The organism is Alteromonas sp. DYW1 (assembly GCF_059752595.1).
The window spans coordinates 3,743,138-3,754,065 of record NZ_CM186038.1 but is presented as its reverse complement, the minus strand read 5'-3'; the positions used below and the strand labels follow the sequence as shown (position 1 = coordinate 3,754,065).

The window sequence follows — 10,928 nt, the reverse complement described above, 5'->3', positions numbered from 1 at the left end:
GTAACTCCTTTTTGACCAAGTTAGTTGTCAGCCGTAATTGCAGTTGCTAGATACCCCCAGCCATCTTTCGCATCGAGAAGCCGGTATTTGTTATCGATATACTCACCAGGGAAGAACACCAGTAATCGCCCGGGTACATAAGCTGAAAGCTGCTTAACAAAATCTGAAACGGATGCGAAACCAAACAATGTTCCACAACCAATTAACGCGACTAGCGTATTGTCGTTAACTTTGCCATCCAATGAGTCGGCGAGCTTTTCAACAGACTGCCGAGCAAATTTTTTATACTTTGTCTTTAAGCTTTCGGGATCGTCGAAGTATTCTTCACGATATTTTTGCGACGCCATCCATTCTGGGAAAAGGCGAGTAATGTCCAATTCAACCCAGTTGTGATTTTCAGATGTCGTCGCGAATTGAAATTCTTCAATGCGAGAGCGAAGTTTTAGTTCGTCCTCTTTATGATAAACCGCGAAAAGTACGCGTTGCTCGTCTGATAATCCTTGAATCCAAGGAATGCTGATAAAGTTTGAATAACTCTTAATAAGACGTTCGAGTCGATTACTCATTTAACCAATTCTCCTCTTCCCGGTTTAATAAACCTGAAAGACCAACCTCGATAACTTCACTTGAGTGTTTAAACGATATGAGACCCATGTGGCCAGCTAGTCGCGCTAACTCGAGCAATTTTTCAGTCCGGCACTGGAGCATTTGAGCCCAGGTTGATGTGAATAATCTATTGCCGGTGGCACCTTGTACTCGTCCAAGGATTATTGCGAAGACGATATTAACGGCCTTGATCTTGGGTTCACTACGCGTTTTTTTAACTCGGCCTGATAAGTAGCCTGCGTTTGTCCACGTACCGTTTACGTTTTGTGCAAGAGATTTCAGCATTGCTGGGCTGTATCTGTCGGGGAATTGTTCATTAAACGCGTCTTCCATTTGTTGTCTTGACAGCGTCTCGCCGATGTTAAGTTCTAAAATCGTAGAGAGCGACGCCCGAAGCAATGGGTCACGAGCGAGAGCCATTTGGCAAGCCAATAAAGGCCGAGCTTCTTCATCTGATTCCCACAATAATCTGAAAATTCGGAATAAAGGAATTTCTGTATTCATTCCGTAAAGATCGACTAAATGGCGCCAAGTCAATTGGCGTGCTTTCATAGATGGCTTATTGAGCGCATTAAATTGTTCAATATCTTGTTGGTATTCCTGAGCAGTTGCGCTTGAGGAATGTCTTTCAAAAAGTACTGTCAACTCCGCCAGCATCATAGTTCTGCTGGAATGGGCGCCATTTCTACCGTATTTGAAGCCAAATTTTTCTTGGATTTCTTGCGTTATCATTATTTGGTCTTTTCAAGTAATTCACCAACTTCACAATCAAATAACTCACACAGTTTGTCGATTGCATCAAGGTCGATGCGTTGAGCTGTCTCTTTGTAAAGCAGGGTGACTGTATTCCGGTTTAAGCCGGTTTCTCTAGCCACATCCATGATCTTCATCTTTTTTTCGCCCATTAATCGAGCTAAATGACACCTAATCACACCGTTTAACCTCGTAAATGACTTAATGTCATCCAGAATGGCAAAAAGCCATTGACAAATACATTCTGCGATGTAAAATGTCATTCAGGATGGCAAATTGAGTTTTTGAATGTCTATTTGCTGTTTACAGTATCACGAAGTAGAGGTAATAGCGATGCAAACCACGTCAAATTTTCTAACAACCGCTGAGCTTTCCAAAATGATCAAATACGACTGCCGCACCATTCGTGAGCAGTTAAAGGATTCGGTATTGATAGAAGGAGTTCACTACATACGGCCATTTGGTGGTCGTAAGATTTTGTATGTCTGGGACGCTATTCAGCGTGACATGTGCAAGTTTTCTAAGCAAGCCATGGCGATTCCTATGAGTAACGGAGGTGTGACCCATGCCTAGTATTAATGTGCGCAAAGAAACCGGAAAGCTCTATCTGGATTTTCGATTCCGCAACATGCGCTGTCGCGAGCAAACCGAACTCAATGACACGCCGGCGAATCGCAAGCGCTTGCAAGTGTTGTTAGACAAGATCCAAGCGGAAATTCTGTTGGGGCAGTTTGACTATGCGGCCACGTTTCCTAACAGTCGGATGCTCAATAAATTAAAGCAAACTGCGGACGTTATTGCCGCCAAGAGCGAAGTTATTCCGACTTTTGATGCTTTCGCCAAAGCTTGGTTTGAAGAGCAAAAAGTGCAGTGGAGTAAAAGCTATACGGCCTCGATTGACAATATCGTGTTTGGAAGACTGGCTGTCTATTTTGAAAATGTGCCAATAAATGAAATCACTAAACAGCAACTTCTTCAGTTTAGAAGTCACGTGTGCAGGTTAAAGAAAAAGGATGGCAGTACACTTTCGCCCTCTCACGTGAATCGGCACATGAAAATTGCTAAGGCTATTCTCACGGAGGCAGCTGAACGATTCAGCTTTACCAATCCATACGGAAAAATCAAACCCTTAAAGGTACCAAAGTCGGATATCAAGCCGTTCACGCTAGATGAGATTAATCAGGTTTTAGCCAATTGTCGCCCTGACTTCAGAGAGTATTTCCTCATTCGCTTTTTCACTGGCATGCGCACAAGTGAAATAGATGGGTTGCAGTGGAAGCATGTCGACTTTGATAAGCGCCAAATCTTGGTTCGTGAAGCGTTAGTAGGTGGCGAGCTCGGTTATACAAAAACCGACCACAGTCAACGAAATATCGAAATGAGTGAACCGGTGTTCGAAGCGCTAAAAACCATGCAAGGTCGCACTGGCAAATTCCAATTCGTATTTGTTAATAAAGCTGGGAAGCCACTCGAACACAACGCAGTTACAAAGCGTGTTTGGTATCCATTGTTACGTAATCTTGGCATCCCTAAACGCAATCCTTATCAAATGCGACATACCGCTGCGACGCTTTGGCTTGCAGCAGGTGAGTCACCTGAGTGGATCGCACAACAAATGGGGCATGCCAATACAGAGATGTTGTTCCGAGTGTATTCGCGCTACGTCCCCAATCTAACCCGAAAAGACGGCTCTGCCGCCAATGCCATGTTTTCAAAAGTAGTAGGAGATACTCATGATGATGAAGCCGCAGAATAATTACTTTCCGCTATATTCAGTTGAAGAATGTTATCGCTTCAAAGGCGACTACTTTTTGGCGGGTTTTGTGACTAAAGCCGATGAGCAAAAGAACCTGTTCGCTGAGATTCGAATCTCTGATGCTACTGGCACACAAGTTTTGTATTGCAGAGACAACTCATGTATTGAGGGTGATATTCAGCCAAATTCAATGGTGCATGTAGAGGGAAGAGTAGAACGAATAGGTAAGCGCCCTTACTTATCCTGTAAATACATAGGAAGTTCAGTGAAAGGCGGGCTATTTTTCCGAAACCTTTTACAGTTGCCTTCGTCACTCTGCCGCGACCCGATTTCATTAGGACGGCTAATTAGATTAGTTGATTCAATAGGAATGAATGAGTTGAAGGCGTTTGTGACTGATGTAATTTTACAATCAGACGTCGCACTCAAATTCCTAACCTGCCCGGCAAGTATTAAGTATCACCATAATTACGCAGGTGGTTTACTCGATCATTCACTTGAAGTTGCAAGCAACTTTGCTGCGACGAAGGCGGCCAAGAGCATCCAGTATGATCTAGCGGTTGTCGCAGGTTTGCTTCATGATATCGGCAAAACTAGGACCCTTACGCCTGATCTTACACTTACCGATGTTGGGATAATGGCAGAGCATGACTCGCTAACACTAGAAGTTTGTTCTGGCGCACTAGCGAAGCTGTCACATATCAATGCATGGGCGGCAAACCAACTTAGACACGCCTGGACATGCTCAACGCCCGGTTCTCGATACGGGCTTAAACCCAAAACCGAACTAGCTAGGCAGCTACAACAGCATGACCGCGACAGTGCGTTTAACAGCGAATTTAATTCAACTAACGAAACTAATTAATTTAATTAACGGAATTAATGTTATGGCACGTCATGCAGAGGTAAAAGAGAAAGAGATCATTGAAGCTGCACTCAAATTGGAGGAAAAGGGCAAGATACCTAATCCCGGTTCAATCAGGGCGCAGCTTGGTTTTCGGGGTGGATTAGCCCGTATCCGCAGAGTGTGGGAAGGCTATCAAGAAAAACGGGGTGGCAATGAAGATGATGATGAAAATCAGTTCACTATTGATGATTTACCGACAGAATTGTCTGATGCCTATAACTATCTGCTTGCCAATCAGAAAAAGACATTAGAAAGTCTGATCGTTCAAGCATACAACCGGTGCCAAGCATTATTTGAAAAACGATTAAGTGAGCACACAAGTCAGCATAACCAGCAACTGCAGTACTTTAAGGAATACGAAAACAGTGCAGATGAATCAATTCAAAAGTTAGAAGATGAGCTTCGCTCGCTGCATTCTGAACTTAAAGAGCTTGCCGATCAGAATGCGAAACTGATCTTGAATAACGCTGAACTAAAAGGGCAGGTTAAAGCCTTTGAGCAGAGTATTAAGCAAGCTGAGCAATCGTGAGGGAGTTGAATGAGATTGAATCTATCCGAGTTTGCTTTGTTTTTTACAATGCTGACGCTGTCAAATATCGTGATCATGACCTTCGTTTTTTACCTGTGTTTAGACACCGTAATTGGGTTGTTTACAGGTATGAATGTGAGTGTCAGCCTATTTCAATCCATGGCAGTTGCCATTTTTATAATGGCTCTAAGAGGAGCATTCATGCTCAAACTAGACTCAGAAGATTAACCGCAATATCACAACAGCTACCCCATTACACTCAAGGTATGTATTTCATTTCTGTATTTGTAGCTAGCACCCCGGGGATCATAATAGCAAGTACGTGGGATACGTACTTAATCGCATTGCTGGAGTATCGTTCAGCATCAGAGCTCGGCTTTTGAGGATGAAGAAAGTACAAGCGCGCACGACCATTTTTGAACTTCTCAGACAAAACTTCATTAGGTGATATTTTGATTGATAAGTCGGCATCTATCTTATTCCACTGTTCTTTCACCCGCGATCTTTCATACTTAGGCATATCCAGCTCAAGTTGCCATTCTCTTACTTTAGAAAAACGCAACGCAAAGCGCATAAACCGATAAAACTCATCTGCATCATCGAATTTCAGATAGCTTTGGCTATTCATGGCTGTATTTATCACTCGCTGAATAAACCATATCAGTTCAGAACGTTCTAACTGAAAAAGTTTCCGAGCGGATTCAACAGCCAGCTCGGCTCTCTGACGCTCAGCATTAGATGCAGGCTTGATAGGCATGAGTGGTGTATTCTCATTGCGACATTTGGTAGGGAAAAGTCGGAGCTTACCCTTCGAAGTCCTCAACTCCGAGGCGGCGACTGCTCGCTCATACCAATCGTTTATGACGGAGTCTTCCAGGTTTAGCATGTCTGCAACTTGAGGAATGGTTTCACCTTTTTCGAGGTGCTCCAGTGCGGTCAAGCAGTCAGCATAGGTAGTTTTTCTCTTAGGGTGAATGAGCTGAGGTTTATCTACTTCGATTACCTGAGGATTACTAGTCTGCTTGCCACACAATGCTTCAATCAAGAGGGTTTGTATCTCATGCTGTTCAGGCCTATCGCTAGCACACCTTCGAGTTATAAGGTGTTTGCTCAATGCTGACAGGTTCTCCCAGTATCGACGGCTGCGCTGGCATGGGTTGGCACTTAAATGTTCGTACAGAATAATGTCTGTAAAGTGTAGATAATTTCTGAACGTGGTTTCAGGGCTTAAATGGCCTGCAAATGCCGCGATTTCATACAACATGTCTCTACTGTTATTAACCGCAAAGAATCGTCTAATCTGCGCGACCTGCTTATCTGTGTATGGGCATGATGTCAGAAGCAAATCAGAAGAAAGTACGGCTTGTAGTGTTGAAATCGCTTTATGCCTCAAATGATAGGTATGAATATGCTCTCCACACACCTGACTTAACCTATCACTGAACTTATTGTGAAAATCACTCAGTGAATAAGGCAAGTTGGCGTTGTCGCTATTCGAAAAAAGTAATTGTCCGAGTTGATTATTAGCATCTAGAAGGCGCCGCTTTAAGTAGGATTTGAATAGACAAAATTCCTGTGGCTTTAACATTAGAGATAATGGGATCTTTCTCCGTGCAGAATATGACTTGTTCGTACCAAATCTATTTTGACGAATAAAAATGCAATGCTGAGCTGAGGGCTCGACATCTTGCAGTCTTAACTTTAATACTTCGCTCGGTCTTAGCCCACATCGAGCCATTAAAATCGCAGTCAACACCAATCCCTGGCCTTTCAAATTCTGATGTTCATCCACTTCACTGATGCTATTAATAAATCGGATAAAATTGGATTCACTGATGACATAGTTGCGAATATTACTAACCTTTGAAATAAATATGTCATCGAACACCGGCAAGGTCGTATTAAATACTTCATTGCTGAAAAAGAATAACTGTTTGATAATACTAACTTTATCTGCTTGTGAGATGTTATTTTCGCTCACGGCTAGCAGCGCTTCTAGTAGCTCAGTCATGCCGTATTCATCCAGAGTGATTATGTCGACGTCTTTAGTGAACGAAAGCCAATGTGTGCCTAGGTGAGATAGATATGTTTCAGCAGTTGAAAGCATCCAAGATTGCTCTTTGATTCCTTTTTCAAAGAAACCGAGCAGCATGGTTTGCGGTAATGATGCGGAAACAGATTTCAATGAGTCTAGTTTACGAAGTGTCTCAGAAATCGGAATGACACTGCCGTTTGGATCTTTAGATTTAATTGCGTGACGCAAATTTGATAGAAAAACCTTGTCAGTTAAACGCGATTTCGGAAGTGTTTGTGCTGATTCGCGCGGAGTTTCTGTTTCTACTGAAAGTTGCTCGCCTTTTGGACGATAGTCAGGTTCAGTGTGCCAAAATGTTTTCCAGCAAGATGGACTCATGCTGGTTGCGCTTGTCTTCCCAGTCGCATAGTTGACTAAGTATGCCGGTAAGTTAATCTCTGGATGCTCCGCCGCATAAAGAAAGCCCGCCTCACAAAGCACTTTTAAACTGCTGATACGTTTAAACTCTACGACCGAAGCAAAGTGTTTTTTCACTATTTGAAACAGTGATTTATCGTCCTGCTTAGCTAGCCTTCGTTTGTCTTTGGCGGCGTTAAGCGCATGAATGGCTGCTAATGTCTCTGTATCTATAAGCCAGCGACGAAAACCTTCATTACCAGATTTAGCAACATCTGCGGGAGAAAACTCAAGATATGGCCCAATTGGACTTATTTTTATCTCTAACTCATCCTTCACAATCATGTTTATGAGTTGAGAAAGGTACGCTGGTTTCGCAAGGCCTCCACTGTAGATAGCCAGCATTATCACACGCACTACTTTTTCTTTATTAGTCGTCATCTTACCTGCTTGGGATATTTGCAAACTCAGTGCATCGGCGGCTTTAGAAAAAGCCGCTACTTTACGAAATTTTTCTAGAAGCCAAGGCGAGGAGTTCCGGTTTACATTACTCATAATGTCACCTTCAGCGGCGAGATTAACATCAATTCAAGTTCATCATTGAGGGCATTTGCGATATGTCGCATGTCTGACATATCCAAGCTACTGTAGGATGAGAATGATTCATCAAGCAGGTTTTCATGCCCCATATACGCATCGATTGCAGGAGGTTTAAGGTCAACCCATCGTGCAAGGGCAGATCGGATCCAATGTCGATTCCAATTGCCTCGCGCTTTTATCGCTGGAATATCAGAGCTCATGGCAGCAGAATGGCTGAACGGTTTTAGACCGGTATTAATCCATAAGTGAAAGAGGCCAGTTTCACCATCTAGAGTGCGTCGAAGTATGTCAGCTTCTGTAGGGTAGATGTATTGAATCTTCGTGATGAACGAGTTAAGAAATGCCAGGTAGAACTTAAATTGTATGAATGCAGAATCATTAAGTGGTACAACCCGCGCAGATTCACGATTCTCTTTGTCGTTAATAAGAACTACTCTGCGGGACACGTCGAAGTTTTCGAATTTGCCGTAGTACTTGCGTGATGGACGGTGACCCGTGCACATATTCAGCAAGACCACAGTGTAATAAGTGTAACAGTTAAACAACTTCCAGTGGTCTTTGGTCTTAAACCGTTGCAAATTTGTGATTGTCTTGGTGAGCTTTTCAACGCCTATCTTTATTTCAAATTCCGGGACTCGGAAGTTACTTCCCATAGCAGGTATCATGATTCGATTGTTAAGCACTGACTCAATTTCAAATTGAGGAAGCTGTGCAATTTTCATGAGCGCATTTACAAACTGATAATGCTTTTTCGCCAGCTCAGCTGCGCTCATTGATAGATATGAACTTCCACCGTGTTCTTTTAGTGGCGTATTTGAAATCCAGTGAACTTCGGCCTGCGTTAAGGAACACTTAGCTGCATGCATCTTGATATATTGCTTTATACGCGTAAGGGTAAGGCGAGACTGAGTCGCTCGATTCAGTGTTTTCAGCAGCTCAATAGCCTCTTCAGTGAGTACATCTGTAGACTGACCCGATGCGGCTTCTATCGACTCAATAATATCTCTCGGAAGGATCACGAATGGGCTGAGGTTGCCCGATGATGAGGCTTTATCCTCAGAACAGTCTTTATTCCACTTTGGAAATGTCAGGGTTGAAAACAAGATGCCAAACTCTGTGCCCACTTCATATCTAATTTCAACATCATCACGCGTTAAATATTCAAAGCTACGACCCGTAAAAAGCGAGGCCAGTAGCACGCGTTCGACGATGCCAGAGTCTGATTGACAACAATACTGAACTAAGCATTTCACATCATGCTGGCTGAGCGTGTTGTAGTCGCACATCAATAGCTTTTCACGTTTTAATTTGTGTTGGCCTGCCATTGAGGAAGTATTGGTGTTTGTTGCCGAGCTCATTTCATTTCCTCCACCTTACCCAAGAAGTAGCGAACTGATGCTCGGCTCTCGCCTGTAAATTCAATGATCTGAGCTTGCAATGTCTTCGGAGTTCGGCCTGAAAAAAATCTGAATATTAATTCTTGGGGAACGTTAGAAAAGAAAAGTGCCAGGTTTGGTAACACTGCACTTCTGCAAGAGAGCGAAAGGATTGCATCTAAAGTATAGCTCCAAGCTTTGAACTCAATATTAGAAGGACCATTGAGAACATCTTGTTTTCTTACGTTTTCAGGGGTTAGTAACAGTGGTAGCCAACCAGTGAAAAAGACTTTATTCCCGCATGAGCGTTCAAAGAAGGCTAAATGCTGTCTCTGGCTAAAAAGCTTAAGTTTATGCTGTGAGATTGGAGCAGATGACGAAGAACAGAAAATCTCTTGAGTCAGCTCGAAAGCAGGAACCGCCAGCTGGTGGCAGATAAGATTTGGGACTAATTTTTTATCATTTAAATGCTGCATAACAAACCCTCAATCAACAAACGTTAATTCAAAAAATTCATGTTGTTGTTTAAGGTGCTGCTATCAGCACACGGTCAGATTAAATGCAGATTTCCTTTGTCGTCAAACTAAAAAAGATTTTTTTGTTCAGTTTTGCGAGGTTTCTCTATTTTTGGGTTCTGGCAAGTTTTAACTTTGTTGGATTTGCGAGTTTTTTAGGGCATTTTTCACACTTTTTCTCATCGGTGAACCAGGCTCCAAATCAAAGTGTTAGCCTGAAGTTGATTCATTTTTTGATGAGGAAATTTTATGCATATGAACCCCATGATTAAAAAACTTTTTAAATACGCCAAAGCCTACGAAAAAATGCAACGCGGAAAAAAGAGCGTTTCTAAAAGCAAATTAGCTTATGAATTTGTCTGCCTCATATGTCAATCGCGGAGTGATCTCGTGTTCTTGCTGGATGAGAAAGCGCTGACAATGTTAACGAGGTTGGAGCAATTTACGCTGCTCAAAATCTTGTGTGATATTTACGGAGAGCCGAGTACTTGGAAGAATTTCGAAGGCAAGCCAACACCATGCAGCACACTGTTAAGGCTCGAAAAGGAGTATCTTGAGGCATTCGGATCCACTCAATATTACGATTTTTCGTATGCATTTCGTGATTTTCATGACTATCTTCATCCCAATGACAAGTATAGAGTCGATGAAGAAATAATCATGCTTGCTGATAGACCAGTGCGGCATGTGGGGTTGTGGCAGAGAATAATAAGTTGGATGGCGCAATCACGAGTGTCTAGATGGAGTCGTGCCGATTATGACCAAAACGTGCCGTTTTAACGCTATTTGTAGAATATCAGACAACGGGATAAAGCGGATCACCCCAAAGTGTGTTTGGATTATCCATCATCGTATTGATAATCACAGGCACCAGCTTGCCGAGAAAAGCAGCACCATCTTTAATTTGTTGTCTATTCGCTGAGCTCTTCCAGGTTGCACCACCATGCACCAATTGGTTTCTCAGTGTATACATACGTTGCAAAACAATTGATAAAAGCCGAGTGGTATTTTGCTCACCGAGCGCCTTATTCGCGGCACTATTTGCATTCTCGAAACTGGTTTTCCACTCTTCCTCACTTATTTTGCCGCTTACATGGTCCCAGAAAGGTTGATAAACAAATTGGTTAGACAGTAGCAAACGGATACTGGATGTAAATTGCTGCCAGACCAGATTGTACAGGGCGTTATCTGTGTCTAGCTCAACGAGTTTTGCAATGAACTTGGAGAAACTGGTTGTCTCACTTCCTCGAACAGTAAATTCCAAGTCTTGTGCGTAGGCGGCATTAAATGAAATCCATAAGAATATAAACTGACTATCTAAGTCATCGCCACACTGTTCTGATTTATCTAGCCAAGAGAGTGCTCTGTGTACTCTAAGGCCTAGCGATTCTGGAAATGAGTCGCGGATTTCCCTCTGTTTTGTTTTAAGCGTTTTGTAATCCATAAGTCCTCCGT

Annotated in this window: 12 protein-coding genes; 5 read left to right on the top strand and 7 right to left on the bottom strand. The window is 42.7% G+C overall.

Features of this window, described 5'->3' with window-relative positions:
- Positions 1–20 precede the first annotated feature (20 nt).
- Genes AC121Z_RS17060 through AC121Z_RS17050 form a run of 3 tightly spaced genes read right to left on the bottom strand, consistent with a single transcriptional unit; the run spans position 21 to position 1,622 of the window.
- A complete protein-coding gene (locus AC121Z_RS17060; RefSeq protein WP_498125530.1) occupies positions 21–566 on the bottom strand; it encodes a DUF1788 domain-containing protein in 546 nt (181 codons plus the stop codon).
- Positions 559–1,338 (bottom strand): hypothetical protein, encoded by a 780-nt coding sequence (locus AC121Z_RS17055; RefSeq protein ID WP_498125529.1) that lies wholly within the window; start codon positions 1,336–1,338, stop codon positions 559–561. The genes AC121Z_RS17060 and AC121Z_RS17055 overlap by 8 nt, the downstream gene beginning before the upstream one ends.
- The gene (locus AC121Z_RS17050; protein WP_498125528.1) at positions 1,338–1,622 is read right to left on the bottom strand and encodes a helix-turn-helix domain-containing protein; all 285 of its coding nucleotides are present in this window, start codon (positions 1,620–1,622) and stop codon (positions 1,338–1,340) included. The genes AC121Z_RS17055 and AC121Z_RS17050 overlap by 1 nt, the downstream gene beginning before the upstream one ends.
- Positions 1,623–1,692: 70 nt before the next feature.
- Here AC121Z_RS17050 and AC121Z_RS17045 point away from each other — a divergent pair, with 70 nt between their 5' ends.
- From AC121Z_RS17045 to AC121Z_RS17030, 4 genes are read left to right on the top strand one after another with little or no spacing between them, the layout of a single operon-like run.
- Positions 1,693–1,932, top strand: coding sequence for a hypothetical protein (locus AC121Z_RS17045; RefSeq protein ID WP_498125527.1), 240 nt, complete (start codon positions 1,693–1,695; stop codon positions 1,930–1,932).
- Positions 1,925–3,115 (top strand): Arm DNA-binding domain-containing protein, encoded by a 1,191-nt coding sequence (locus AC121Z_RS17040; protein ID WP_498125526.1) that lies wholly within the window; start codon positions 1,925–1,927, stop codon positions 3,113–3,115. The genes AC121Z_RS17045 and AC121Z_RS17040 overlap by 8 nt, the downstream gene beginning before the upstream one ends.
- Complete coding sequence (locus AC121Z_RS17035) at positions 3,093–3,980, top strand: HDIG domain-containing metalloprotein (RefSeq protein WP_498125525.1); 888 nt, start codon at positions 3,093–3,095, stop codon at positions 3,978–3,980. The genes AC121Z_RS17040 and AC121Z_RS17035 overlap by 23 nt, the downstream gene beginning before the upstream one ends.
- A 22-nt stretch (positions 3,981–4,002) precedes the next feature.
- Positions 4,003–4,551, top strand: a complete 549-nt coding sequence (locus tag AC121Z_RS17030) for a DNA-binding protein (protein ID WP_498125524.1) — start codon at positions 4,003–4,005, stop codon at positions 4,549–4,551.
- A 259-nt stretch (positions 4,552–4,810) separates the two neighbouring features.
- Here the strand turns inward: AC121Z_RS17030 and AC121Z_RS17025 are convergent, their stop codons facing one another.
- Genes AC121Z_RS17025 through AC121Z_RS17015 form a run of 3 tightly spaced genes read right to left on the bottom strand, consistent with a single transcriptional unit; the run spans position 4,811 to position 9,434 of the window.
- Positions 4,811–7,537 (bottom strand): site-specific integrase, encoded by a 2,727-nt coding sequence (locus tag AC121Z_RS17025; RefSeq protein ID WP_498125523.1) that lies wholly within the window; start codon positions 7,535–7,537, stop codon positions 4,811–4,813.
- Complete coding sequence (locus AC121Z_RS17020; protein WP_498125522.1) at positions 7,534–8,940, bottom strand: site-specific integrase; 1,407 nt, start codon at positions 8,938–8,940, stop codon at positions 7,534–7,536. The genes AC121Z_RS17025 and AC121Z_RS17020 overlap by 4 nt, the downstream gene beginning before the upstream one ends.
- Positions 8,937–9,434: a hypothetical protein gene (locus tag AC121Z_RS17015; RefSeq protein ID WP_498125521.1), complete on the bottom strand. Its 498-nt coding sequence runs from the start codon at positions 9,432–9,434 to the stop codon at positions 8,937–8,939. The genes AC121Z_RS17020 and AC121Z_RS17015 overlap by 4 nt, the downstream gene beginning before the upstream one ends.
- Positions 9,435–9,722: 288 nt before the next feature.
- Between AC121Z_RS17015 and AC121Z_RS17010 the strand changes: the two genes are divergently transcribed.
- Entirely contained in the window at positions 9,723–10,253 is a 531-nt protein-coding gene (locus AC121Z_RS17010; protein WP_498125520.1) for a hypothetical protein, read from the top strand.
- A 16-nt stretch (positions 10,254–10,269) separates the two neighbouring features.
- Here the strand turns inward: AC121Z_RS17010 and AC121Z_RS17005 are convergent, their stop codons facing one another.
- Positions 10,270–10,917 carry a hypothetical protein gene (locus tag AC121Z_RS17005; protein WP_498125519.1) on the bottom strand — a complete coding sequence of 216 codons (648 nt, stop codon included), beginning with the start codon at positions 10,915–10,917 and terminating at the stop codon, positions 10,270–10,272.
- Between the last annotated feature and the right edge of the window lie 11 nt (positions 10,918–10,928).